Source organism: Amycolatopsis sp. 505, from assembly GCF_031625235.1.
In the GTDB taxonomy this organism is placed as follows: Bacteria; Actinomycetota; Actinomycetes; order Mycobacteriales; family Pseudonocardiaceae; genus Amycolatopsis.
In genome coordinates this window covers 54,801-79,672 of the sequence record NZ_JACKQP010000004.1, presented here as the reverse complement: position 1 = coordinate 79,672, position 24,872 = coordinate 54,801, and the positions used below count along the sequence as shown (strand labels likewise).

Here is a 24,872-nt window from a genome sequence, read left to right as displayed (position 1 = left end):
GGAGGAGGGCCATGCCCCCGACCACCCGGACCCGCCGTGGCGCCCTGCTGGTGGCCGCCGCCGCGGCGTCCGTCCTGCTGACCAGCGCCTGTTCCGGCGCCGCCGCCCCGAGCGGAGGTGACACGGCCGCCGCGCCCGGCAAGGACGACAAGCTCACGCTCACCGTGTACTCCAAGTTCACCGACCGCGAGTACGGCGTGGTCACGGCCGGCCTGAACAAGCTCAAGGCGAAGTTCCCGAACATCGAGATCAAGCACGAAGGCAACCAGGACGACGACAAGCTCACCCAGTCGATCCGCGGCGGCAACCCACCCGACGTCGCCATCTCCTTCTATACCGACAACCTCGGCGCCTGGTGCTCCACCGGCAGCTTCCAGGACCTCAAGCCCTACATCGACCGCGACAAGATCGACCTGAACCAAATCCCCGAAGCGGTCCGCAACTACACCGAGTACCAGGGCAAGCGGTGCGCGATGCCGATGCTCGCCGACGTCTACGGGCTCTATTACAACAAGGCCATGTTCGCGGCGAAGGGCATCACCTCGCCGCCGAAGACCACCACGGAGTGGTTCGAGGACGCCAAGAAGCTCACCGAGTTCAACCCGGACGGCTCGATCAAGGTCGCCGGCTTCCTGCCCTCGATGCCGTTCTACGCCAACCAGGCCCAGTACTGGGCGCCGAACTTCGGTGCGCCGTTCCTCGGCCCGGACGGCAAGTCCGACCTCGCCAGCAACCCCGGCTGGAAGGCGATGTTCGAGTTCCAGAAGAAGATGATCGACTTCCTCGGCGGGCACGACAAGGTCGAGCAGTTCAAGGCCGGCCTCGGTGACGAGTACTCCGCCGACAACGGCTTCCACAAGGGCAAGCTGGCGATGATCTACGACGGCGAGTTCCGCACCGCGTTCCTCAAGGACCAGGCGCCGTCGCTCGACTACGCCACCGCGCCCGCGCCGGTGCTCGACAGCATGGCCGACCACTACGGCGGCGGCTTCACCACCGGCACGATCATCGCGATCCCCAAGGGCGCCAAGAACCCCGGCGCCGCGTGGGAGCTCATCAAGCAGGTCACCCTGGACACCGACACCCTGGTGGACATGGCCAACGGCCTGAAGAACGTGCCCAGCACCAAGGCGTCGCTGACCTCGCCGAAGCTGGACCTGCAGCCGCAGTTCAAGACGTTCCTCGACATCTACGACAGCGGCAAGCTGGTCGCCAACCAGACCACCCCGATCGGCGACGCGCACCTCAAGGCGGTCAACGACTTCGCCGAGAAGTGGCAGGCCGGCTCGGTGCCCGACCTGACCGCGGGCCTGGCGAAGGTCGACGCCCAGATCGACGACGAGCTCAAGCAGAAGGGCGCGGGCGGATGACCTCCACCCTCGCGGAAAAGGCTTCCCCGTCCGCACCTGCGAAGGTGCGGGCGGGGGCCCGCCGGGCCAAGCGCCGCCGGACCGTCCTGTTCTTCATGGCCCCGGCGTTCCTCGGGTTCCTGATCTTCTTCGGCTACCCGCTGATCGCCACGGTCTACTACTCCTTCACCCGCTACGACCTGATCAACCCGCCGCAGTTCATCGGCTTCGACAACTACATCCGGATGTTCACCACCGAGCCCCTGGTGGGCACGGCCGCGTACAACACGCTGTGGCTGGTGGTGGTCCTGACGGTCTGCCGGGTGGTGTTCTCCCTCGGCATCGCGTCGGTGATTTCGCGGCTCAAGTCGGGCGTCGGGCTGGTCCGCACCCTGTGCTACCTGCCGACCCTCGCCCCGCCGGCGGCGGCGACGCTGGCGTTCGTCTTCGTGTTCAACCCGGAGTTCGGCCCGGTCAACCGGTTCCTGCGGCTCGTCGGCATCGACGGCGGCCTGTGGTTCAACAGCCCGGAGATGTCGAAGCCCGCGCTGACGCTGCTGGCGCTCTGGGGCTCCGGCGAGCTGATGATCATCATCCTGGCCGCGCTGCTGGACGTCCCGACCGAGCAGTACGAAGCCGCGGAGCTCGACGGCGCCGGCCCGATCCGCCGGTTCTGGCACGTCACGCTGCCGTCGATCTCGCCCGTGCTGCTGTTCGGCGTGGTCAACTCGATCATCTACGCGCTGCAGTTCTTCACCCAGGCGATCGTGGCGGCCTCGGCGAGCGCGGGTACCGCGGACGTCGCCGGCAACTCGAAGCTCATCGGGGCACCGCAGAACTCGACGCTGACCTACCCGATCTGGCTGTACGTCCAGGGTTTCCGCTACTTCAACATGGGTTACGCGGCGGCGATGGCGGTACTGCTGTTCATCGTGAGCTCCGGGTTCACCTGGATCCTCGTGCGGCAGCTGCGGAAGTCCCAGCACCAGGAGGAGGGGGCATGATCACGCTGTCCGACACCGCGCGCAAGCCGCCGGTGTCCGTGCCGCCGCGCGTGCGGTTCAAGCGCACCTGGGACAAGCGGCTGGGCTTCATCGCCACCCACGCGGTCGGGATCGCGCTCGGCGTGATCTTCATGCTGCCGCTGCTGTTCGTCTTCCTCACCGCGGTGATGAAGAGCGACCAGGCGATGACGGCGAGCCTGTGGCCGAGCGAATGGCACTTCGAGAACTTCGTCAAGGTGTTCCAGAAGGCGCCGCTGCTCGAATACTTCGGCAACAGCCTGCTGTATTCGGCGCTGGCCACGGCGGGTGCGCTGCTTTCGGCGATTCCGGCGGCCTACGCGCTGGCGAAGCTCAAGTGGCGCGGGCAGAACCTGTTCTTCATGCTGACCGTGGCGGCGATGCTGCTGCCGCCACAGGTCACCGTGGTGCCGCTGTACGACCTGTGGGTGCGCATGGGCCTCACCGGCACGCTGGTCCCGCTGATCGTGCCGTACTTCTTCTTCGACGCCTTCTCGATCTTCCTGCTCCGCCAGTTCTTCCTCACCATTCCGAAGGACTACCTCGAAGCGGCGAAGATCGACGGCTGCAACGAGTTCCAGGCGATGTACCGCGTGCTCATCCCGATGGCCAAGCCCGGGATCGCGGCCACCGCCATGTTCTGCTTCCTGTTCACCTGGAACGACTACTTCGGGCCGCTGCTCTACACCGGCGAGAACCAGGACCACTGGCCGCTTTCGCTGGCCATCGCGTCCTTCCGCGGCATGCACCACGTCGAGTGGAACATGACGATGGCGGCCACCGCGCTGATCATGGCGCCGGTGATCGTGCTGTTCATCTTCGCGCAGAAGTCGTTCGTCAAGGGCATCACATTCACGGGGGTCAAGGGATGAAGCTGGCAGTCGTCGGTGGCGGGTCCACCTACACGCCGGAGCTGATCGACGGGATCGCCGGCCGCCGGTCCACTTTGAACGTCGACGAGATCGTGCTGGTCGACCCGGACGCCTACCGCGTCGAGGCCGTCGGCGGGTTCAGCCAGCGGCTGCTCGACCACGCCGGGCACCCGGCGCAGGTGCGGACCACGCAGTCGCTCGAAGAGGGCGTCGACGGCGCTTCCGCCGTGCTGATCCAGCTGCGCGTCGGCGGGCAGCGGGCGCGGCGCTCGGACGAGACGTTCCCGCACGCCTGCGGCTGCGTCGGCCAGGAGACGACCGGCGCGGGCGGGCTGGCGAAGGCGCTGCGCACGGTGCCGGTGGTGCTGGACATCGCCGATCGCGTCCGCAAGATCGCCGGCGACGACACGTGGATCGTCAACTTCACCAACCCGGTCGGCATCGTCACGCGCGCCCTGCTCAACGAGGGGCACTGCGCGGTCGGCCTGTGCAACGTCGCGATCAACCTGCAGCGCCAGTTCGGCCGGCTCCTGGGTGTCGGCGCGGACGACGTCAAGCTCGTCCACACCGGCCTCAACCACCTGAGCTGGGAGCGCGGCGCGCTGGTCGACGGCGTCGACCGGCTGCCCGAGCTGCTGGAGCACCACCTGGACTACCTGTCCCATGAGGTCAGCGTCCCGGAGAAGTGGCTGCGGCGGCTGAACGTCGTGCCGTCGTACTACCTGAAGTACTTCTACGCGCACGACGAGCAGGTCACCAAGCAGCGCACCGAGCGCCCGCGCGCGGACGTGGTCTCCGACGTCGAGGAAGAGCTCCTGAAGATCTACCTCGACCCGGAGCAGAACACGAAGCCGGAGTCCCTCGAAAAGCGCGGCGGCGCGTACTACTCGGAAGCCGCCGTGCAGCTGGTGCACGCGCTGACCGCGGGCGGTCCGGCCGAGGAGCACGTGGTGAACGTCCGCAACGACGGCACGTTCCCGTTCCTGCCCGACGACGCCGTCATCGAGGCTCGGTCCACTGTGGACTCGAAGGGTGCCGCGCCGATTCCGCAGCCGCCGGTGGAGCCCCAGTACTCGGGCCTGATCTCCGCGACGACGGCGTACGAGTTCCTGGCGCTGGAGGCGGCTTTGAAGGGTGGCCGCGACCGCGTGGCCGACGCGCTCCTGGCGCACCCGCTGGTCGGGCAGTACTCGAAGGCCGACACGCTCGCCGATTCGCTGGTGCAGATCAACCGCGAGTACTTGCCCTGGGCGCGCGGATGAAGCCTGCGATTATCGCGATCGACGGCGGCAACAGCAAGACCGAAGTCCTGGTGATCTCGGAAGACGGTGTCGTGCTGGGGTCCTCACGCGGCCCCGGCGCGTCGCCGCAGAACATCGGCGTCGCGGGCTGTGTGGCGGCGCTGGAAGAACTGGTGCTCGAGGCGTATCCCGCGTTCGAGGGGAAGCCGTCCGCGGTCCACACCTCGGCGTACCTGGCCGGACTCGACTTCCCCCGGGAAGAAGAGGTGCTGCACGCGGCCCTGGCCGCGCGCGGCTGGAGCGACACGCTGACCGTCGGCAACGACACCCTCGCGCTGCTCCGGGCGGGCAGCGCGGGGGTGGGGGTCGCGGTCGTCTGCGGCGCCGGGATCAACGGCGCCGGCGTCGGCCCCGACGGCCGCGTGCACCGCTTTCCCGCGCTGGGCAAGATCTCCGGTGACTGGGGCGGCGGCTACCGGCTCGGGGAGGAGGCCCTGTGGTGGGCCGTGCGCGCCGAGGACGGCCGCGGCCCGCGGACCGCACTGAGGCCGGCCGTGGCGGCGTACTTCGGGAAGCCGACGCTGCTGGACGTCGTGCAGGGCCTGCACTTCGAGGAGATCGACCCGGCGTCGATCCACGGCCTCTGCCCGCTGCTGTTCGAAGTCGCGGCGGCGGGGGACGAGGTCGCGCAGGACATCGTGACGCGGTTCGTCGAGGAGGTCAGCGTGTTCGCGGCGGTGATCCTCCGCGAGCTGGACCTGACCGAGGACGCCCCGGAGATCGTCCTCGGCGGCGGTGTCCTGACCGGGGTCGGCACGCCGGTGATCGCGGAGATCGAGAAGCGGTGCCTGAAGGTGGCGCCGCGCGCGGTGGTCCGCGTCGTCGACGTCAACCCCGTGGTGGGCGCGGCCTTGTTCGGACTCGACACGCTGGGAGCGCCCGAGGCCGCGAAGGCGGCCTTGAAGGCGGCGACCCAGCGCGTCTGAAGACTCTGGTGGAGCCTGTCCCGAAGCGGCGCGGGACAGGCTCCGCCAGACCCCCTTACGGCGCCGGGACCAGGATCTCGCCGGTCTCCAGCAGCGACTTGAGGTCCGAAAGCACCCAAGCCCAGCCACCACCGGCGTTCTCGCCCGGCCCGGCGTCGACGTCCTCCATCTGCCCGCTGACCAGGGCGGCCGTGTTCGGCGCGCCGGTGACGTCGTGGGTGATGGTGAGCCGGGTGCCCGCGGTCTTCGTCTCTTCGATGTCGTAGGTGAGGGTCGTGTAGGGCTCTTCGGCGAGCTCGGGGCTCATCAGCAGCTTCCAGGTGATGACGAGCTTGCGCGGTGGGTCGACCTCGACGACCTCGCCGTCGGCGAGGTCACCGGTGAACCCGGCGTCGATGAACTCCTGCGTCGGCCGCGTGCGGTGCTTGCCGCCGGCCTTGAGGTCGTAGTCGGCGAGGCCGGTGTAGCCGTACTTCTGCGTCCACTCGGGCTTGGTGATGGCCTCCCAGATGCGCTCCGGGGTCGCCTTGATGTAGATGCGGTGGACCTGCACGGTGTTCGTCATGGTTCTTCGCCTTCCAGCTCGTTCTTGAGGTCGAGGAGCGCGGTGACGCGGCGCTCGGTGTACTTGTCGATCCACCGGTCGTGGATCTGGCGGATCGGGACGGGGTTGAGGAAGTGCCGCTTCTCGCGGCCTTCCTTCCTGGCGACGACGAGCCCGGCTTCTTCGAGGAGCTTCAGGTGCTTCATGACGCCGAAGCGGGTCATCTCCACCTGGGTCTCCAGCTCGGTGAGCGTGCGGCCGTCACGCTCGAAGAGCAGGTCGAGCAGGAACCGGCGGGTGGGATCCGCCAGCGCCTTGAACACCAGGTCGTCGTCGGGCACGTCAGCGAGAATAGGTGACCAAAAGGTCACATGTCAACGGGTGAAAAGGCCGCCACCCGCGGTGGGTGGCGGCCTTGGGGCGGTGATCAGACGACCAGCGACAGCGGCAGGATCAGCGCGATCGCGACCACCGAGATCAGTGTCTCCATCACCGACCAGCTCTTCAGCGTCTGCCCGACCGAGAGCCCGAAGTACTCCTTGACCAGCCAGAACCCGGCGTCGTTGACGTGCGAGAAGAACAGCGACCCGGCGCCGATCGCGAGGACCAGCAGCGCGCTCTGCGACGGGTCCATCGTCGCCGCCAGCGGGGCCACGATGCCCGCCGCCGAGACGGTGGCGACCGTGGCCGAGCCCGTCGCCAGGCGGATCGCCACCGCGACCAGCCAGCCGAGCAGCAGCGGGGACAGGTTCGCGTCCTTGGCCAGGCCGGTGATGACGTCGCCGACGCCGGCGTCGACCAGGGTCTGCTTGAAGCCGCCGCCCGCGCCGACGATCAGGATGATGCCGGCGATCGGGCCGAGCGAGTCACCGACCACAGTGGACAGCTTTTCGCGGCCGAGCCCGGCCGGGCGGCCGAGCAGCACCATGCCCACCAGGACCGCCGCGAGCAGCGCGATCAGCGGGTCGCCGACGAAGTCGAACACCTTGCGCGCCTGGTTGTCCTTGGCCAGCAGGATGTCCGACAGCGCTTTCGCCAGCATCAGCACGACCGGCAGCAGCACCGTCGTGAGCGTCGCGGCGAAGCTCGGCCGCGGCTTGTCCGTGTCGGCGCGTTCGGGGATCAGCCGCTCGGGGGCGACGGCGTCCGGCACCAGCCGGGCCGCGACCTTGCCGAACAGCGGGCCCGCGACGACCAGCGTCGGGACGCCGACGAGCAGGCCGAACGCCAGCGTGACGCCGACGTTCGCGTTCAGCGCGCCGGCCGCGGCGAGCGGGCCGGGGTGCGGCGGGACCAGGCCGTGCAGCACGGAAAGCCCGGCGACGGCCGGAATGCCCAGCAGCATCAACGGCTTCCCGGTGCGCTTGACCGCCAGCAGCACCACCGGGATCAGCATGACCAGGCCGATCTCGAAGAACATCGGTAGCCCGATCAGGGCGGCGACCAGGGCCATCGCCCACGGCAGCGCGGCCCCGCGGGCCTTGCCGAGAACGGTGTCGACGATCTGGTCGGCGCCGCCGGAGTCGGCCAGCAGCTTGCCGAGCATCGCGCCGAGGGCGATCAGGATGCCGACGGAGGCGACCGTGCTGCCGACGCCTTTGCTGAAGGTCTCGATCACCTTGGTGATCGGCAGCCCGGCGATGAGGCCGAGCGCGAGCGACCCGATCGTCAGGGACAGGAACGGGTGCAGCTTCACCTTCGTGATCAGCACGACGATGACGGCGATCGCGACGACCGTCGCGATGATCAGGCGGGTGTCGTGGCCGGTCCAGCCGGCGGCGAGGACGGCGTTCACGCGTGCTCCCGGAAGGCGGTCAGTGCGGCTTCGGTGATTTCTTCCGGGGTGCCGCGGGAGTTGTCGAGGACGACGCCGGCCTCGTCCGGCTGGAGCGGTTCGAGGTCGGCGAGCTGCGAGTCCAGCAGCGACACCGGCATGAAGTGGCCCTTCCGGGTCTTCATCCGCTCGGCCAGCTGCGCCCGGTCGACCTGCAGGTGGGCGAACCAGACGTCGCCGCCGGTGCGCAGGACGTCCCGGTACCGGCGCTTGAGCGCGGAGGACGTCACGACCCCGCCGGTGGCCTGGTGCTCGCGGATCCAGGCGGCGATGGCTTCGAGCCAGGGCGCGCGGTCTTCGTCCGTCAGCGGCGTGCCGGCGGTCATCTTGTCGATGTTGGCCTTCGGATGGAACGTGTCCGCTTCCGCGTACTCGACGCCCAGAGCCTCGGCGAGTGCCGTGCCGATCGTCGTCTTCCCGGAGCCTGACACCCCCATCACCACGATGACGGTCATCCGCACCTCCCACTTCGTTGTGCCCAGGTGAGTGAAACTCAAAAGTACTACTTATTCAAGATGAAGTACTACTTAATCGAGTCAGACGGCTAAGTTGCCGGGGGTGAGGCATGAGCAGGTCCTGGACGCCCTCGGCGCGGCGATCGCGAACGGTTCCCTGGCGCCGGGCAGCGTGCTGCGCTCCGAAGACCTTCAAGAACGCTTCGGCGCTTCGCGGACCGTCGCCCGCGAAGTCGTCCGCGTGCTGGAGACGATGCAGCTGACCACCAGCAAGCGCCGGGTCGGCGTGATCGTCCGGGGGCCGGAAGAGTGGAACCACTACGACCCGCGGCTGATCCGCTGGCAGCTCGACGGCCCGGCCCGCCCGGCGGCGCTGGCCACGCTGAACGAGCTCCGCTCGGCGATCGAGCCGTGCGCGGCGCGGTACGCGGCCCTGCGCGCGACGCCGGAGGAGCGCGGCCGCCTGGGCGCGCTGGGGGAGCGCCTGGCGCGGACGGCCCGCGCCCGCGACCTCTCGGCGTTCCTCGGCTTCGACATCGCCTTCCACGACCTGCTGCTCGCCGCGTCCCGCAACCCGATGTTCGGGCAGCTGTCGGACGTCGTCGCGGAGGTGCTCACCGGGCGGACCGGGCACGGCCTGATGCCGCCGGAGCCGCAGCCCGAGGCGGTGGCGCTGCACGTCGAGGTGGCCGCGGCGGTGGCGGCGGGGGACCCGGACCGGGCGGAGCGGGCGATGCGCGACATCGTCGTCCAAGCGCGGGACGAGATCGCCGCCCTGGTGGCGGAGGGGCCGGCCGAGGCCGAGTAGCCTCCCGGGGAGAACTGGACTTTCTTCCGCCGGGGGGCACGGGTGAGCGCGGCGCGCGCGATCGGACTGGTGTTGGGCGTGGCGGCCGACGGCGCCCTCGGCGACCCCCGCCGCCGCCTCCCGGTGACGGCGTTCCGGCGGCTCCCGCGCCGGTCGGCGGTCGTGGCCGCGGGCGTGCTCGTCGCGGGCGGGGCGGTGCTGGAGCGGGCGAGCCGCGGCCGTCCCCTGGCGCAGGCCACGGCGACGGCGGTGACGACCTGGGCGGTCCTCGGCGCGGCGGGCCTCGCCCAGCAGGGCACGGAACTGGCCCGCGACCTGGAGGAGTGCCGCTTCGAACCGGCCCGGGCCACGCTGTCCGAACTGGACCCCCGGGTGGCGGACGGCCTGGGCGCGATCGCGCTGTCCCGGGCGTCGGTGGAGACGCTGGCGGAGAACACGTCGGACGCGGTGGTGGCCCCGCTGGTGTGGGGCGCGCTGGCGGGCGTGCCGGGGTTGCTGGGCGCGCGGGCGGTGAGCTTGCTGCGCCGGTCCCGCGCCGGCCGTCGCGGGCACTGGGCGGTGGACCGGGCCGACGAGCTGGTCCACCTGGTCCCGACCCGCGTGGCGGCGGCGCTGACGGTGCTGGCGGCCCCGGTGGTCGGCGGCTCGGCCGGCGGCGCGTGGCGCGCGTGGCGCCGCGACACGATCGCCCACCCGAGCCCGAACGCGGGCCGCGTCGAGGCGGCGTTCGCCGGAGCGCTGGAGATCCGCGTCGGCGGCCGGACGGTGTACCCGCACGGAGTGCTGGAGCTGCCGGTGCTGGGCGTGGGCCGCAACCCGGACGCGGGACACGTGACGCGCGCGGTGGAGCTGTCACGGGTGGTGGGCTGGCTCGCGGGGGCGACTTCGGTGGTGGTCGCCGTTCTGGCGGGGTTCGGACGCCGCTGACTCAGCCGCGCCGCCGCAGCTGGGCCAAAGCTTCCTCGTCCAGTGGTCCGCCCCGCTCGGCCAGCCGGGCCCCGATCCGCTCGCGGTCCTCGGCCGTCTTGTTGCCGCCGAACTTGAACTTCGCCCGGACGCCGGTGATCGTGAACTCGATGCCGCGGATCCCCGGCAGCAGCCGCCGGTCCGGGGCGTCGTGGTCCGCGCTCACCGGGGCCCGGGCGCCGTCCGGCTCGAAGTGCCGCAGCTGCTTGTCGAGCAGCGCCGCCTTCGCGGCCGGATCGTCGACCAGCCGGACGTCCCCTTCGAGCTGCACCGTCGCGTAGTACGACGTCGGGACGCCGTGGGCCGGGTCCCCGGTCGTGTTCCAGTCCGCGCGGATGTACGTGTAGTCACCAAGCACCGTCAGCAGCGCTCGCGGGTGCTCCTCCAACAGCGGCCAGATCGGGTTCGGCCGGGCCAGGTGCGTGACGATCGTGCCTTCGCCGTCGAACGCGAAGTGCGCCGGTGTCACCACGGGCAGGTCCCGGCCGCGGCCGCCGGCGATCAGCTGGCCGAAGTCGTGCGCGGACAGCCACTCCCGCCACTCGGTGCCGGACGACGCATCCCACGGGTGGATCAACATGGCCCGAGTATCACCACCGCAATTGGCCTCTCCACAGGGCCATTTCCGGCCTACTTCTGATGGCCACTTTCGGCGAGTTCGTCCTCGGCGAGGATCTCCGCGACGGACTTCCGCCGCGCCGGCGCCGCGGCGGAGGCGTCCAGCGCCCCGCCCGGCTTCAGCTCGCGGACCGTGAAGTACAGCCAGCCGAGCAGCGCCATCGCGCCGAAGGCGATCCACTGCAGCGCGTACGACAGGAACGGCCCCGAGTCCGTCTGCGGCAGCGGGAGCGCACCGAGCACCCCGGGCTGGCCGACGTCGAGCTGGAAGTACCCCGGCCGGATGTCGAGCCCGCCCGCCCGCGCGACGACCCGCGAGTCGACGACGTAGCTCTGCAGCCGTCCGCCGGTGGAGGCGTCGGCGAAGGCGTCGCGGTTCTTGGGGTCCGTCTCGTCGGCCCGCACCCGGGCGGTCACGGAGACGGTCCCGGCCGGCGGCGGCGCGAACGGCAGCGCGGCCGACCTGCTGTCCAGCCGGACGTACCCGCGGTCGATCAGCACGACCGTGCCGTCGGTGGTCCGCATCGGCGTCAGGACTTCGAAGGCGCCTTCGCCCTGGACCGTCCGCAGCCGCGCGATGACTTCCTTGTCCGGCAGGTACTGCCCGGTGATCGAGACGAGGTGCCATTCGGTGTGCCGACCGGGCACGCTCCCCGGCGGCAGCAGCTGCGCGAGCGGCACCGGCGCGGCGGTGAACGACGTCTCCAGCGCGGCGTTCTGCTGCTCCCGCTCGGTGTTGCGGCTGAACTGCCACGGCGAGAGCAGGGTGAAGCAGCAGATGGCGAAGGTGAACACCACCGCCGTCAGAGCCAGCCACCCGGGCTTCAGCAGGAACCGCAACCGCACCCCACCACGGTAGGCCGTGCCCCGCCCGGGCCGCCCGCCGACCTCCGTCACCGGTGACGGAGGCCGGACGAACCACCCGGGCGGGGCGAACCCGGCGTCAGCGGTCGAGCCGCCACTGCTGGCTCGGGTTCCCGGCGACGCAGACGTCCGTGATCACCCCGGCGCCCGGGGCGTTCGACCGCAGGTCGGCGCAGAGGCCGTTGTGGTTGCGCAGGGTGCCGTCACCCGGCGTGGTCCACTGCTGGCTGACGTGGCCGGCGTCGCACGCGACCATGATCAGCCGCGTCCCCGGGGCGTTCGAGCCCAGGTCGGCGCAGAGCTGGTTGGTGTTGACGAGCGAGCCGCCGGACAGCCCCCAGCGCTGGCTGACGAGGCTCTCGTCACAGGCCACCACCATCATCGGCGTCTTCTCGGCGTTGGAGCCGAGGTCGGCGCAGAGGCCGTTGCTGTTGCGCAGGGTGCCGTCGCCCTTGAGGAACCACTGCTGGCTCACGTTGCCGGCGACGCACCCGGTGACGAGCAGCGGCGTGCCCGCGTCGTTGCTGCCGAGGTCGGCGCAGGCGCCGGCCGCCGTCCGCAGGGTGCCGTCGCCGGGGAACCGCCACTGCTGTTCCGGGACGGCCGCGCACGCGGCGGTCACGACGTCCGTCCCGGTCACGCCGAGGCAGCGCCCGTCCGGGGTGCGCACGGTGCCGTCGCCGGGCAGGGTCCACCGCTGCCCGGCCGCGTCCGGCGCGCAGACCGCGGTGGTCACCCGGGCACCGGCGGCGGTGCACAGGCCGTTGAAGTTGCGGATGGCGTACGGCGGGAGCTGCGCCCGGACCCAGTCCGCGATCTCGTCGAGCCGAGTTTCGGTGGTGCCGTGGCGGGTTTCGGTCTCCCCGATGCAGCCGTGCTGCCACGACGCGGCGTTGATCGCGACGAGCTCGGCCGTTCCGCCGGTCTCGCGCAGCGCCGGGCCGCCCGCGTCGCCCTTGCAGGTGGTCGCGCCGGCCGTGACGGCCAGCGTCGTGGCGGTGCTCGACTGCACGGTGAAGAGCGCGGTGGACAGCTTGTCCGGCACCCACTCGGTCGCGGTCCGGCCCCAGCCGGCGATCCGCAGCACCTCGCCGGCCCGCACCGGGCCCGCGGCGAGCGCGACCGGGGCGACGGTGAAGACGGGGGCGTCCAGCCGGGCCAGGACGAGGTTCCGGTCCGTCCGCGGCACGAGCGCGGTGACTCCGGCGGTCCGCCCGCCCACGGTCGCGGTGGCGGCCGACGGCGGCGGTCCCGCCGGAACCGAGTCGCCGAAGCAGGTCGACGCGGTCAGCACCCACTGCGGCGCGACCAGCGACCCGGTGCAGGCCCGGCCGGCGGTGTTCACCTTGGTGACGAACGAATACGTCCCCTCGGCGGCCTGGCTTCCCCCGGCGATCGCTCGGGCCGGCGCGGCGGCCAGGACCCCCGCCGCCGTCACGAGCGCAAGAACGCCCGAAATTCTTCTGAGCACGCGATTCCCCTCATCGGTGACGATGCCGGAAGGGATATCGCCGGGCCGGGTGGATCAGTACTTCGCGTGCCTGTGACGCCGATCACGCGTGGGCGCGCACCCAGTCCAGCAGGCCGGGCACCGTGCGCTCGACCATGCCGAGGACGTCTTCGAAGCCTTCGTCGCCGCCGTAGTAGGGGTCCGGGACCTCGGCGCCCTCGGGGGCCGACGGGTCGAACGACCGCAGCAGCCGCACCTTGCCCGGGTCGTCGACCCGCGCGCGCAGGAACTCGAGGTGCCCCTCGTCCGCGGCCAGCAGCAGATCGGCGGCGAGGTCCTCGTCGGAGACCTCGGACGCGACATGGGAGGTGGGGTAGCCGTGCGCCTTGAGCGTCGCGCGGGCCCGCTTGTCGGCGGGCTCCCCGGCGTGCCACGGACCGGTGCCGGCACTGGTGACGCGCACGGCGTCCCCGAGCCCGGCCGCGTCGAGCCCGGCCCGGAACACCAGCTCGGCCATCGGGGAACGGCAGATGTTGCCGGAGCAGACGAAGACGATGTGCGGCACGCCCCGAGGGTAACGACCGGCCACCCCGGCCGGGCCGCGAGGCCCGTGCGTAACCACCGGGTTCACCCGGTCACCCGCCCGCTCGGCGGTATCCGCGGCCGATGGCGCCCACTTAGCGTCGATCGGGCGAGGACGCGAACCGGAAGGAGAGCGATCATGCACGGGTGCTGCTCGAAGTGCACCGGTCAGGGCTGCGGCTGCTGCGGCAACTGCAACTGACCCCCACCCGGCGCCGCGGCGGCCCTGACGCCGCCGGGGCGCCCTAACCCGCCGTGCAGGTCGCCGACGTCGCCTCGGCGAGCGCCCGCACGTGCAGTGCGTCGAACCGGTGGAAGACGTCCACCACGTCCGCCGTCACCAGCTGCTGGATCGGGCACGTCCGCGCGGCCCGCGCCGGCACCGTCGCCGCCAGTTCCGTCAGCAACCCCGTGTTGAGCCCGTCGATCACCGGGCGGATCCGCGAGAGGTCCGGCCGCGGCGAAGGCACCTCCGACGGGTGCGCGTCCCAACGCGCGTAGAGGCCGCGCTGCACCAGTTTGTTCGCCTCGATCTGGGCGCGGAAGAACCGCACCGCGTCCGCCGGGGCGAGGCCGAGGCCCGGGGCGCGCGACGCCACCGAGTCGTAGATCTGCTGTTCCCGCACCGGGTCGTCGATCGGCGACGGCGTCCCGTACTTGGCCGCCGCCACCTGATCGGCGATCGCGACGCGCTGGGCCGCCAGGTCGGTGAGCCGCCACAACGACGGCTCCGAAGCCGATGCCGGGGCCGCGAAGAGCGGCGACGCGGAGAGGACCGCCGTCACCGTGACGAGCAAGGACCGAAGGCGCATGACCCGGAACGCTACATGCGAAAATCACCGCGTGCCCGCGCCTTCCGCCCTTTCCGAAGTCATCTCCGTGCTGGAACGGGCCTACCCGCCCGAACTCGCCGAGTCGTGGGACGCCGTCGGCCTCGTCTGCGGCGATCCCGCCGAACCCGTGCACCGCGTGCTGTTCTGCGTCGACCCCGTCGCCGAGACCGTCGACGAAGCCGTCGAGCTCGGCGCGCAGCTGATCGTGGCGCACCACCCGCTGCTGCTGCGCGGGGTGCACGGCGTCCCGGCCGACACCGCCAAGGGCTCGCTCGTCCACCGGATGATCCGCGAAGGCATCGCCCTCTACTGCGCGCACACCAACGCCGACTCCGCCGACCCTGGCGTCTCGGACGCCCTCGCGCAGGCGATCGGCCTTCGCGTCACCGGCCCCCTGGAGCCGAAAGCCGACGGCGTCACCGGCATCGGCCGGATCGGCGAGCTGCCCGAGCCCGAGCCGTTCGCGGTGTTCGTCCAGCGCGTCGCCGACGCCCTCCCGGCGACCGTGCCCGGTGTGCTCGGCGCGGGCGACGCCGACCGCCCGATCCGCACCGTCGCCGTCTCCGGCGGCGCCGGGGACTCCTACCTGAAGCAGGCCACCGAGGCCGGTGTCGACGCCTTCGTCACCGCCGACCTGCGGCATCACCCCGCCGGCGAGCACCTCGCCGGCCGCGGCCCGGTGCCCGCGCTGGTCGGGCTGACCCACTGGGCCAGCGAGTGGCCCTGGTGCGGGCAAGCCTCGGCGCTCGTGGCGCAGGCGTTTGCGGGTAACGTCGACGTTCACGTCTCCACGCGGCGCACCGACCCGTGGAACGTCCGCGCCGAGCGCACATCGATCTAAGAGGAGCACCGTGAAGGCCGAACCCGCCGTGCAGCGCCAGTTGCTCGAGCTCGCCAAGGTGGACGCCGAGCTCTCGCGCACCGCGCACCGCCGTCGCACCCTGCCCGAGCTGGCCGAGATCGACGCGGGGGAGAAGACCGTCCGCGAGCGCCGCGACGCGCTCGTGTCGGTGGAGACCGCCGCCTCCGACCTCGACCGCGAGATCGCCCGGCAGGAGAAGGAGATCGAGTCGGTGCGCGCCCGCGAGGACCGCGACCGCAAGCTCCTGGCCTCCGGCACGGTGAACGCGAAGCAGATGACCGACATCGAGCACGAGCTGCAGTCGCTGGAGCGCCGCCAGAGCGCGCTGGAGGACGACCTGCTGGAGCTGATGGAGCAGCGCGAGGCCCTCGGCCTGGACGCGCAGCGCACCGGCGCCGAGGTCGACAAGGCCGAAGCCGAGGTCGCCGCCGCGATCGCCCGCCGCGACGAGGCGTTCAAGGACCTCGACACCACCCGCGCGCGCCGCGCCGAAGACCGCGAGAAGCTCGTGCCGCGCTTCCCGGAGCCGCTGCTCAAGCTGTACGAGCGCGTCCGCGAGCACAAGGGCATCGGGGCGGCGCTGCTGCGGGCCCGCCGCTGCGGCGCCTGCCAGCTGGAGCTGGACCGCAACACGGTCAGCGAGATCAAGGCCGCGCCGGAGGACGAAGTCATCCAGTGCGAGAACTGCGGCGCGATCCTGGTCCGGACCCTGGAGTCGGGTCTGTGACCTCGCACGTCATCGTCGAGGCCGACGGCGGCTCCCGCGGCAACCCCGGGCCGGCCGGCTACGGCGCCGTGGTGCGCGACGCCGACGGCGAAGTCCTCGCCGAGCGCAAGGAAAGCCTCGGCGTGGTCACCAACAACGTCGCCGAGTACAACGGCCTGATCGCCGGCCTGGCCGCCGCGGCCGAGCTGGGGGCGTCCACTGTGGACGTCCGGATGGACTCGAAGCTGGTGGTCGAGCAGATGACCGGGCGCTGGAAGATCAAGCACCCGGACATGCAGCCGCTGGCCGAGCGGGCCAAGGAGCTGGCCGCCGGCTTCTCCCGCGTCAAGTACGAGTGGATTCCGCGCGCGCAGAACTCCCACGCCGACCGGCTGGCCAACGAGGCCATGGACGCGGCGACCGGCAAGCCCGCCGCGGGGCGCCCCGGAACCGCCGCCAAGCCCCAGCTCCCGACCCGCAAGCCGGACCGCGCGACGGTGGCCTGGACGGGCGCGAAAGGCACCCCCACCCGGCTGCTCCTGCTCCGGCACGGCCAGACCGAGATGTCGGCGCTGCGCCGCTACTCCGGCCGCGGCGACGTCCCGCTCACCGAGCTGGGCCGGGCGCAGGCCGCCGCGGCGGCGAAGCGGCTGGCCGCGACCGAGGGCCTGGTCGTCGACGGCGAGGCCGTCCCGATCGTCTCCTCGCCGCTGACCCGCACGAAGCAGACCGCGCAGGCCGTCGCCGACGCGCTCGGCGGCCGCGTCGAGACCCACCCCGGCCTGATCGAGACCGACTTCGGCGAGTGGGAGGGCCTGACCTTCGCCGAAGCGGCCGACCGCGACCCCGAGCTGCACCGCTCCTGGCTCGGCGACAGCTCGGTGCCGCCGCCCGCCGGGGAGAGCTTCGACGTCGTCCACCGGCGGGTCCGCAAGGCCCGCGACGAGCTCATCGCCGAGCACGGCGGGAAGACGTTGGTGCTGGTCAGCCACGTGACGCCGATCAAGACGCTGCTGCGGATGGGCCTCGACGCCGGCCCGCAGCTGCTCTTCCGGCTGCACCTGGATCTGGCGTCCCTGTCGATCGTCGAGTTCTACCCGGACGGGAACGCTTCGGTCCGCCTCGTCAACGACACCTCGCACCTGGCCTGACCGGCGAAAATGTGGGGTGGATCACGCTCAACGCCGACGCGTGGCGGACCCCGGATGGGGTATTGGCTACAGTGTCTCGACCGCGTCGCCGCGGTGGCGGGTCTCGAAGATCGACCCAGTCAGGGGGCGCCAGCTCGCGCGTATCCCACCGGCAGAAGCCTGCGGGCGGAACAGTGACGAGGACATGACGGCTAGCGCACTCACCGAGACCTCCCCGAGCGACGTCCCCGAGGACCCGGCCACCACCACGGCCACCCGCGGCTGGGGCGCGCGCCTGGCGCCGGTGCTGGCCGTGCTCGCCGGCGTCGCGGCCGTGGCCGTGCACGCCACCCGGTACGGCCACTGGATCGTCGACGACGCCGCCATCACCTTCTCCTACGCCCGCAGCTTCGCCGACGGCCTCGGCCCGGTGCTGCAGCCGGGCGCGCCGCCGGTCGAGGGCTTCTCCGACCCGACGTGGATGGTGCTGCTCGGCCTCGGCAAGCTCGTCGGCCTGTTCGACCACGGCGCGATCTTCGGCATCCCGGACTACGTGCTGTTCCCGAAGGCGCTGGGCCTGCTGTTCACCGGCGGCGTCCTGACGGCCTGCCACATCGCCGCGAAGCAGATCTTCACCCGCTTCGCGTGGCTGGCCACGCTGATCGCGGGCCTGACCCTGGCGACGATCCCGTCGTACGTCATCTGGGTCGTGTCCGGCCTGGAGAACTCGCTGTTCGCGTTCGCGGTCGTCACCCTCGGTGTGACGCTGTTCGTCGCGGTGCGCAAGGACCGGCTCCTGACCCCCAAGGTCGCGCTCTGGGCCGGGGTCATGGTGGCGTTCGCCGCGCTGACCCGCCCGGAAGGCCTGATCTACGCGGGCGCGTACCCCCTGGCGGCGCTGTTCCTGCTGCGCTCGGGGCTGTTCTGGAAGAGCTTCCGGCTCGCCCTGCTGTCGGTGGCGGCGTTCGCGGTGCCGTTCGGCGCGTACGTCGTCTGGCGCCACGCGGAGTTCGGCCGGCTGCTGGCCAACCCGTCGGTGGCCAAGCAGCAGGGCCTGCCCGGCTTCGACGCGGTCAAGCGGCCGTTCGAGCTGGTCGGCTACGCGGGCTGGGCCGGCGTCATCGCGTTGGCGCTGGTGATCGTGTTCGCGCTGGTCAAGGCCCCGTGGCGGCGGTCGCTGATCGCGCTGCTGGTGCCGCTGGGGCTGGGGATCGTCGCGTACGGCGTGATGGTCGCCGACTGGATGTACCAGCACCGGTTCGCTAGCCCGATCTGGGCGCTGGCGGTGATCGCGGGCACGCTGTCGGCCGGCGAGCTGCTGCGCCACCGGCAGGTGCTGCTGCGCGCGGGCATCGTCGTGGTGCTGGTCGGCGCGTTCGTCCCGTCGGCGGTCGGGTTCGCGGCCGCGGCGGACAAGTTCGCGAAGAACCCGAACATCACGGCGTGCCTGGTGGCCGACCGCTTCGGCCGCGGCTTCAACACGTACGCGGACATCCTGGGCCTGCAGAAGGCGTCCCTGCTGCTGCCGGACCTGGGCGGTTCGTCGATGACCAGCCGGCTCGAGCTGGTCGACATGGCGGGCCTGGTCAACAAGCCGATCGCGGACCTGGTCCACGACAACGACCTGGCGGGCCTGCGCAACTACGTGTTCGACACGGTCAAGCCGACGTTCATCCACTCGTGGGGCCCCTGGGCGGCGGGCAACGGCATCGCACTGGACCCGCGCCTCGACCGCGACTACGTGCTGATCTATTCATCGCCGATCGAGGGCCTGCGCAACGGAGACTGGGTCCGCCGAGACGCGGTGACGGACCCGGCCAAGCTGAAGGCGGCCCAGGACTACGCGGCGAAGACGATCCCGGCGGTGGCGGCCGACCGCTTCGGCGGCCCCCTCGACGACTGCGGCGCAACGATGAAGCCGGGCCAGACGATCACCATGCCCAGCTGACCCTGCTCTCACCGCCGGTCCCCGGCGCGCCTCTGGCCGGAGTGGTTGAGCCCGGAACCGGCGTGGTCGGCGCCGAACTCGCGAGTTCGGCGCCGACCACGCCGCTTCCAATCACGTGAGATCCGGCCTCAAGCACGCGAGTTACCGCTTGGTCCCAAGTGATGCCCCGCGGAGCCCGCGTGACGCCGCTCCGGTCCCGAGTGATGCCGCTCCACTCCCACGTGATGCCCCGCCAAGCGCTCAGGTTCGCGTGATGCCGCTCCAGTGCCGCGGATGTCCCGCCGAGCGCGTGATGCCGCTCCAGTCACGCGTGATGCCCCGCCAGGTCCGCGCCATGCCCCATCGAGCCCGCCCCAAGGCCACGCAAGCCCAGCCGGCGTCCACTTCGGACTCCGGCCCGCGGGGGCGCCCCCCGTTTCCCACGCTACCCGGTGGCACCGACAAAACCGGGCCGCGGTTAGCGTGAACGCGTGAATCTCCTCGCGGGCGCGGCCAGCCTGCTGCTCCTCGCCGGTGTGCTCGTCTTCGCCATCGTCCGGCCGCGGGGGTGGCCCGAAGCCGTTGCCGCCGTTCCCGCTGCCGGGGTTGCCCTCCTCCTCGGCCTGGTGCACCCCGCCGCCGCCGGGGAGCGGGCGGTGGAAATCCTGCCCACGCTGGGGTTTCTGGCCGCTATCCTGCTTTTGTCCTTTTTGGCCAGTGTCGACGGCGTCTTCGCCTGGCTCGGCAACCGGCTCGCCGAGGCGTGCCACGGCCGGCCGCGGCGGCTGCTCGTGCTCACCTTCGCCGCCGCCGCCGGGGTCACCGCGATCCTCAGCCTGGACGCCACCGTCGTCCTGCTCACCCCCGTCGTCCTCGCCACCGCCACCAGCCTCGAACTGCCCGCGCGGCCGCACGTCTACGCCTGCGCGCACCTGGCCAACTCGGCGTCGACGCTGCTGCCCGTCTCCAACCTGACCAACCTGCTCGCCTTCGCCGCGTCCGGGCTGACCTTCGCCGGGTTCACCGCGCTGATGGCCCTGCCGTGGCTCGTCACCATCGGCCTCGAACTGCTCGTCTTCCTCCGGTTCTTCAAGGCCGACCTGCGGCCGCGCGAGACGCCCGAACCGCGGCAGCACCTGGAGACGCCGACCTTCTCGCTCGTCGTCCTCGGGCTGACGCTCGCCGGGTTCGCCGTCGGGCAGCTCGGGCACGTCGAACCCGGCTGGATCGCCGCGCTGGCCGCGCTCGTCCTCGGCGTGCGTGCGCTCGCGCAGGGCAAGATCCGGCCGTGGCAGCTGGTCACCGAGGCCGCGCCGCAGCTGTGCCTGTTCGTGCTCGGCCTGGCCGTCGTGGTCGAGGCCGTGTCGGAGCACGTCCTCGGCGGCGTGCTGCGTGACGTCCTGCCGACGTCCACCGGCCTGGTCGACCTCCTGATCGCCGCCGGGGTGGCCGCGCTGCTGGCCAACCTGGTCAACAACCTGCCCGCCACGCTGATCCTGCTGTCGGTGCTGGGCGCGCACCCGGCGCCGGGCGTGCTGCTGGCGGTGCTGCTCGGCGTCAACATCGGCCCGAACGCGAGCTACCTCGGCTCCCTGGCCACCCTGCTCTGGCGCCGGACGCTCCCGAAGCCGCCCTCCTTCAAGACGTTCCACGTCCTCGGGGCGCTCACGACCCCGCTGTGCCTGGCCGCGGCCACCGTCGCGCTCTGGCTGGGCCTGGGACTCGCGAACTGACCGCGCTCAGCGGCCGTCCACCCGCTGGGACGACTTCGCCAGCGCGCCACCGAGCTCCGCCCGCCCGGGGATCCCCAGCTTCCGGTACGCCCCGGACAGGTGCAGCTCCACCGTCCGCCGCGTCAGGTGCAACGCCGTCGCGATCTCGCGGTTCGTCAGGCCCTGCGCCGCCATCACCGCGATCCGGTTCTCCTGCCGGGTCAGCCCGTGCTCGTTGTCCTTCGCCGGCGTCAGCGCCCGCCGCGCCGAGCGCAGCTCCTCCGCCGCCCGGCGGGCCAGCGGCCGCGCCCCGCACTGCTCGCTGAGCTCCACCGCCTGCCGCAGCGTCTCGATCGCCTTCTCCGACTGACCGTGCCGGGCCTGCAGCGTCCCCAGCTCCGTCAGCGCCGTCGCCAGCTGCAGCCGCGCCGGGGACGACCGCAGCGTCGTGATCGCCTTCTGCAACGCCCGCTCGGCTTCGTCGTCCTCCCGGACCAGCCCCAGCGTCGTCAACGCCGTCCCCAGCGGCCGCGCCGCGCCCCAGCGGGCCGACGCGTTGATGTCCTCTTCGGCCAGACGGGCCGCGTCGTCGGTCTGGCCCAGCGCCAGCGCCGCGCGCGCCGCGTGGGCCCGCCACGGCACGAACCCCGGGAACCGCATGCCGTGGTGCGCCAGGCGGCGGCCACAGCTCAGCAGGTCCTCGAACCCGAAGCGCGTGTACCCCGTCGCGACGCGCAGGCGGCCGCGCGCGTAGAGCAGGTACGTATGCGTGAACAGGCCCTGGCTGGCGACGAAGTCCATCCGGTCCAGCAGGGACGTCGCCGCCTCGAACCGGCCCAGGTCCACCCAGCATTCGACGAGCTTCGCCGCGCACAGGACGCCGACCGGGCACGTCGTCGTCGCGCCGCGCTCGTCGAAGCGGCGCAGCAACGACTCGAAGTGGACGCTCGCGCGCTGCAGGTCGCCGCTGGCTTGCAGGGCGATCCCGCGGGCCAGGGTGGGGAGCGCGCCGTGCGGCACGTGGACGTCCCAGGGCTCGCGCTCGACGTCGAGGACCCGGCACAGCCGGTCGACGTGGGCCGGCTCGTCCGCGAGCACCGCCGTGGCCAGCGTGAAGAAGTAGTGCTGCTCGAACAGGTCGCCGTCGTCGCCCGCCACCCCTCGGGGGCTCCGGGTGGCGGCGCCCTCGGCCTGCGGCGAAGCCCCGGCTTGGCTCAGCGCGTCGGCGAAGTGACCGATGGCGTCCTGCGCCGACTCGCCGCTGCGGACCGCGTCCAGCGCCAGCAGCGCCGAGCGGCTCCGCTGGGCCGCCGGGTCGGTCAGCGGCGCCCACTGCTCCTCGAAGTCGCGGAACTCCGGGGGCGGGCCGAGCCGGCTGCCGGCCTCGGCGAGGTAGGTCATGCACAGCAGCGGCCACACCGCGTCCGGGCCGCCCGCGTCGAGCCGCGCCGCGATCTGGCCCGCCGCGCTGATCCCGAGCCGGGCGTCCTGGCCGCCGCACAGCGACAGCAGCATCGCGGTGGCGATGTACGCGGCCGTCTCGCGGTTGCCGACCGTGTCGACGGCTTCCCGCACCCGCTTCGCCGCGGCGGGCGGGTCGAACTGGAACTCCGCGTGCGCGAGCTGCAGCAGCACGGCCATCCGGCGCCCGGACGTCAGCCGCTCCTCCAGCGCCCGGCGCAGGTGCCGCGCGGCCAGCTCGGGCCGTCCGGAGAACACGGCGTCGCGCGCGCTCAGCCGCAGCACGTCCACCGCCCACGGGATCCGGATCGACGGCGCTTCCAGCAGGTGGGCGGCCACGCGCTCGGGCAGCGCCCCCGCCTCGGTCAGCAGCTTCGCCGCCCGTGAGTGGTTGACCGCCCGCGTCGTGTGCGGCATGTCCTTGAGCAGGGAGTTGCGGACGAAGGAGTAGGTGAGCGTCGGCTGATCGCTGTTGGTCAGCACGTGCAGCCGGACGAGGGTGTCGATCGCCTGCAGCGCGTCGAGCTCGTCGACGCCGGCCAGCCGGGCCAGCAGGTCGAAGCCGGCGTCCTCGCCGAGGATCGCTGCCGCGTGCAGGATGGCGGGCGCGTGCGGGAACTCCTGCACCCGCGTGGTGAGCACCTGCCCGATCAGCGACGAGCCGAGCTCGTGCGGGTCCGCGCCGGGCAGCAGCCGCGGCCGCAGCGCCTGCAGCAGCACCGGGTTGCCGCCGGTCGCCTCGCGGCAGGCGGAGGCCAGCTCGCCGGGGGCGAGGCCGAGGACCTCCGCCGCGGCCGCGTCGCCGAGGCCGTTCAGCGTGACCGTGAGCGGGGTGCTCCCCACCATGTCCAGCAGCGCGACCTCGCGGTGCTGCGGGTAGCCGACGACCGACGTCAGGACGACCAGCACCGGCAGGTCGAGCACGCGGCTGCGGAGGTAGGCCAGGCACCGCATGGACCAGGCGTCGGCCAGGTGGATATTGTCGATGCCGAGGAACAGCGGACCGCGGTCGGTGGCGTCGCGGACGATCCGGAAGAAGAGGTCGAGCGCTTCGCTCTCGCCGGCCGCGCCGCATAGCTCGGCGACGGGCGGGCGCGGAGGCGCACCCGGCTCCTCGAGCGCGTCGGCCAGCTGCCGGACGACCCCGCCGGCCAGGTGACTCTCCAGCCGCGACCCGGTGGCCGTCGCGATGGTGAAGCCCGCGTCCGCGGCCAGCGCCGCGGTGGTCCGCAGGGTGGCGCTCTTGCCCATGCCGAACTCCCCGGCCAGCACCGCGTTGGCGGCCGTGCCGCCCAGGACGGCCGGGAAGAGACCGGTCAGGCGGCCGAGCTCGGGCTCGCGGCCGGGGAGCCGCGGGGCGGGACGCTTCGGTACCGAAGCCCCGCTGGCGGGGTGCTCGGGATTTACTTCGGTATCCACCGTAAGGACTTTCATGTTGGGTTGGGGCAGACTACTGGAAACCGGCCGACCACGGGAGAGACCGCGGTGCGCGGCCGGTACCGGCGACGACCTGACCAGGGGAGACGATGGACGCAGGGCTTGCGAACCGGATCTTCCCGACCACCGGCCGGTGCGCGCAGAGGGCGGTGACATCCGCGGCTTCGCCGCGGGCCGGGGGCTCTGCCACCCGGACCCCCGCAAGATTCGTTGCGGCCACGCCGAGCGCCAGCAGCAGGAGCGGGCCGGCCGCGGGCCCCCGCAGGGCCGCCGAGCCCGCCGACTTCCGGCGCCGGGCCGCCCCGTCGCCCGGCGGCAGGTAGCCCAGCCGCACGGCTTCGGCCAGCGCGCCGGCCACCGGGGTGAACCCGGCGACCCGGCCCCGGCAGCGGGCGCAGCTCCGCAAGTGGGCTTCGAACTCTTCCGGATCGTCGTGGACACCGAGCCCGTAGGCCGCGGTGTCCCCCTTCCGCCCGCTCATCGGATCGCCACTTCCCCGAGCGCTTTTCGCAATTGCCGCATCGCCGTGTACAACCGCGATTTGACAGTTCCCTCGGGAATTCCGAGAATTTCCGCCGCCTGCCGAACGGTATTTCCCGCGAGATAAGTCTCGTAGATGACCGACTGATATTTGGCGTCCAGTTCCCGCAATGCCCGAGTAATCGTTAGCGCCGCTAACGAGCTGTCCGTGCGGTCCGTGGACTCGGCGTTTTCCGGGATCTCCAGAGCGACCTCCTGCGGGCGGACGCGGCGATTCCTCCAGCCGTCGATGACGATCCGCCGGGCCACCGTGAGCAGCCATCCGCGCAGCATTCCGGGCTCGCGTTCGAGCGTCGCGGAGTGCTGCCAGGCCCGGATCATGGTCTCCTGCACCACGTCTTCGGTCCACTGGCGATCATGGTTGGTCAGGGCCAGGACCTGCGCAAACAGGGTGGCGCGGAAGTCTTTGTAGAGCAGCGGGACGAGGTCGTCCCCCGCCGCGGGGCCGGTGTCGACCGCTGTCGCGGACGACGCGTAGCCGACCTGGCCGCGACTTTCTCTTCCTGCTGCTTCCATAAAGCTCGCAACCTCACCTGACTGGCGGACCGTAGGGTCATCGGAGCGTAGCGCAAAATCACTTAATAGGCCATATGCATCAGTTTCACGGCTCAATTCGATGCAGCGTCGGCGAGTGTCACCACCGGCCGGTTCACAATGTGTCTTGTGATACAGG

General features: G+C 71.8%; 24 protein-coding genes. 12 read left to right on the top strand and 12 right to left on the bottom strand.

The genetic code is table 11. The annotated features are described in order from the left end of the window. Positions 1–11: 11 nt before the first annotated feature. The 5 genes from H5965_RS16230 to H5965_RS16210 are packed head-to-tail and all read left to right on the top strand — an operon-like array spanning position 12 to position 5,470. Complete coding sequence (locus tag H5965_RS16230; RefSeq protein ID WP_310970711.1) at positions 12–1,370, top strand: extracellular solute-binding protein; 1,359 nt, start codon at positions 12–14, stop codon at positions 1,368–1,370. After that, entirely contained in the window at positions 1,367–2,353 is a 987-nt protein-coding gene (locus H5965_RS16225; RefSeq protein WP_310970710.1) for a sugar ABC transporter permease, read from the top strand. Before H5965_RS16230 ends, H5965_RS16225 begins: the two co-directional genes overlap by 4 nt. Beyond that, positions 2,350–3,243 carry a carbohydrate ABC transporter permease gene (locus H5965_RS16220; protein WP_310970709.1) on the top strand — a complete coding sequence of 298 codons (894 nt, stop codon included), beginning with the start codon at positions 2,350–2,352 and terminating at the stop codon, positions 3,241–3,243. The genes H5965_RS16225 and H5965_RS16220 overlap by 4 nt, the downstream gene beginning before the upstream one ends. After that, positions 3,240–4,505, top strand: coding sequence for a 6-phospho-beta-glucosidase (locus tag H5965_RS16215; protein ID WP_310970708.1), 1,266 nt, complete (start codon positions 3,240–3,242; stop codon positions 4,503–4,505). The genes H5965_RS16220 and H5965_RS16215 overlap by 4 nt, the downstream gene beginning before the upstream one ends. Beyond that, positions 4,502–5,470, top strand: a complete 969-nt coding sequence (locus H5965_RS16210; RefSeq protein WP_310970706.1) for a BadF/BadG/BcrA/BcrD ATPase family protein — start codon at positions 4,502–4,504, stop codon at positions 5,468–5,470. Before H5965_RS16215 ends, H5965_RS16210 begins: the two co-directional genes overlap by 4 nt. A 55-nt stretch (positions 5,471–5,525) precedes the next feature. On the opposite strand, the gene H5965_RS16205 is transcribed toward H5965_RS16210, so the two are convergent. The 4 genes from H5965_RS16205 to H5965_RS16190 all read right to left on the bottom strand — a co-directional run bounded on the left by H5965_RS16205 (position 5,526) and on the right by H5965_RS16190 (position 8,303). Further along, positions 5,526–6,035 carry an SRPBCC domain-containing protein gene (locus tag H5965_RS16205; protein WP_310970705.1) on the bottom strand — a complete coding sequence of 170 codons (510 nt, stop codon included), beginning with the start codon at positions 6,033–6,035 and terminating at the stop codon, positions 5,526–5,528. Then, entirely contained in the window at positions 6,032–6,355 is a 324-nt protein-coding gene (locus tag H5965_RS16200) for a helix-turn-helix transcriptional regulator (RefSeq protein ID WP_103340579.1), read from the bottom strand. The genes H5965_RS16205 and H5965_RS16200 overlap by 4 nt, the downstream gene beginning before the upstream one ends. An 86-nt stretch (positions 6,356–6,441) precedes the next feature. After that, a complete protein-coding gene (locus tag H5965_RS16195) occupies positions 6,442–7,809 on the bottom strand; it encodes a gluconate:H+ symporter (RefSeq protein WP_310970702.1) in 1,368 nt (455 codons plus the stop codon). Then, positions 7,806–8,303, bottom strand: coding sequence for a gluconokinase (locus H5965_RS16190; RefSeq protein ID WP_310970701.1), 498 nt, complete (start codon positions 8,301–8,303; stop codon positions 7,806–7,808). The genes H5965_RS16195 and H5965_RS16190 overlap by 4 nt, the downstream gene beginning before the upstream one ends. Positions 8,304–8,406: 103 nt before the next feature. Between H5965_RS16190 and H5965_RS16185 the strand changes: the two genes are divergently transcribed. Both H5965_RS16185 and H5965_RS16180 read left to right on the top strand, forming a co-directional pair. After that, positions 8,407–9,111, top strand: coding sequence for a FadR/GntR family transcriptional regulator (locus H5965_RS16185; protein ID WP_396136908.1), 705 nt, complete (start codon positions 8,407–8,409; stop codon positions 9,109–9,111). A gap of 42 nt (positions 9,112–9,153) precedes the next feature. Further along, a complete protein-coding gene (locus tag H5965_RS16180) occupies positions 9,154–10,038 on the top strand; it encodes a cobalamin biosynthesis protein (RefSeq protein ID WP_310970699.1) in 885 nt (294 codons plus the stop codon). 1 nt (position 10,039) lies between these two features. Here H5965_RS16180 and H5965_RS16175 read toward each other — a convergent pair whose 3' ends face one another. The 5 genes from H5965_RS16175 to H5965_RS16155 form a co-directional block, all read right to left on the bottom strand. Beyond that, positions 10,040–10,657 carry an FMN-binding negative transcriptional regulator gene (locus tag H5965_RS16175; protein ID WP_310970698.1) on the bottom strand — a complete coding sequence of 206 codons (618 nt, stop codon included), beginning with the start codon at positions 10,655–10,657 and terminating at the stop codon, positions 10,040–10,042. Between the two features lie 50 nt (positions 10,658–10,707). Next, positions 10,708–11,541: an SURF1 family cytochrome oxidase biogenesis protein gene (locus H5965_RS16170; protein WP_310970697.1), complete on the bottom strand. Its 834-nt coding sequence runs from the start codon at positions 11,539–11,541 to the stop codon at positions 10,708–10,710. Between the two features lie 97 nt (positions 11,542–11,638). After that, complete coding sequence (locus H5965_RS16165; protein ID WP_310970696.1) at positions 11,639–13,030, bottom strand: ricin-type beta-trefoil lectin domain protein; 1,392 nt, start codon at positions 13,028–13,030, stop codon at positions 11,639–11,641. An 82-nt stretch (positions 13,031–13,112) separates the two neighbouring features. Then, positions 13,113–13,574: a low molecular weight protein-tyrosine-phosphatase gene (locus tag H5965_RS16160; RefSeq protein WP_310970695.1), complete on the bottom strand. Its 462-nt coding sequence runs from the start codon at positions 13,572–13,574 to the stop codon at positions 13,113–13,115. 262 nt (positions 13,575–13,836) lie between these two features. Further along, positions 13,837–14,403: a chorismate mutase gene (locus tag H5965_RS16155; RefSeq protein WP_310970694.1), complete on the bottom strand. Its 567-nt coding sequence runs from the start codon at positions 14,401–14,403 to the stop codon at positions 13,837–13,839. 31 nt (positions 14,404–14,434) lie between these two features. On the opposite strand from H5965_RS16155, the gene H5965_RS16150 reads away from it, so the two are divergent. The 5 genes from H5965_RS16150 (at position 14,435) to H5965_RS16130 (ending at position 20,782) form a co-directional block, all read left to right on the top strand. Continuing rightward, positions 14,435–15,265: a Nif3-like dinuclear metal center hexameric protein gene (locus tag H5965_RS16150; RefSeq protein WP_310970692.1), complete on the top strand. Its 831-nt coding sequence runs from the start codon at positions 14,435–14,437 to the stop codon at positions 15,263–15,265. A 10-nt stretch (positions 15,266–15,275) separates the two neighbouring features. After that, positions 15,276–16,013 carry a C4-type zinc ribbon domain-containing protein gene (locus tag H5965_RS16145; protein WP_310970690.1) on the top strand — a complete coding sequence of 246 codons (738 nt, stop codon included), beginning with the start codon at positions 15,276–15,278 and terminating at the stop codon, positions 16,011–16,013. Then, positions 16,010–17,143, top strand: a complete 1,134-nt coding sequence (locus H5965_RS16140) for a bifunctional RNase H/acid phosphatase (protein ID WP_310970688.1) — start codon at positions 16,010–16,012, stop codon at positions 17,141–17,143. The genes H5965_RS16145 and H5965_RS16140 overlap by 4 nt, the downstream gene beginning before the upstream one ends. A 184-nt stretch (positions 17,144–17,327) precedes the next feature. After that, positions 17,328–19,070 (top strand): hypothetical protein, encoded by a 1,743-nt coding sequence (locus H5965_RS16135; protein WP_310970686.1) that lies wholly within the window; start codon positions 17,328–17,330, stop codon positions 19,068–19,070. A gap of 470 nt (positions 19,071–19,540) precedes the next feature. Further along, complete coding sequence (locus H5965_RS16130) at positions 19,541–20,782, top strand: SLC13 family permease (RefSeq protein ID WP_310970685.1); 1,242 nt, start codon at positions 19,541–19,543, stop codon at positions 20,780–20,782. Positions 20,783–20,788: 6 nt separating this feature from the next. Here the strand turns inward: H5965_RS16130 and H5965_RS16125 are convergent, their stop codons facing one another. Genes H5965_RS16125 through H5965_RS16115 form a run of 3 tightly spaced genes read right to left on the bottom strand, consistent with a single transcriptional unit; the run spans position 20,789 to position 24,715 of the window. After that, entirely contained in the window at positions 20,789–23,641 is a 2,853-nt protein-coding gene (locus H5965_RS16125) for an AAA family ATPase (protein ID WP_310970684.1), read from the bottom strand. Between the two features lie 31 nt (positions 23,642–23,672). Further along, on the bottom strand, positions 23,673–24,140 hold the full coding sequence (locus tag H5965_RS16120; RefSeq protein ID WP_310970683.1) for a hypothetical protein: 468 nt from the start codon (positions 24,138–24,140) through the stop codon (positions 23,673–23,675). Beyond that, positions 24,137–24,715 carry a sigma-70 family RNA polymerase sigma factor gene (locus H5965_RS16115; protein ID WP_310970682.1) on the bottom strand — a complete coding sequence of 193 codons (579 nt, stop codon included), beginning with the start codon at positions 24,713–24,715 and terminating at the stop codon, positions 24,137–24,139. The genes H5965_RS16120 and H5965_RS16115 overlap by 4 nt, the downstream gene beginning before the upstream one ends. Positions 24,716–24,872 lie beyond the last annotated feature (157 nt).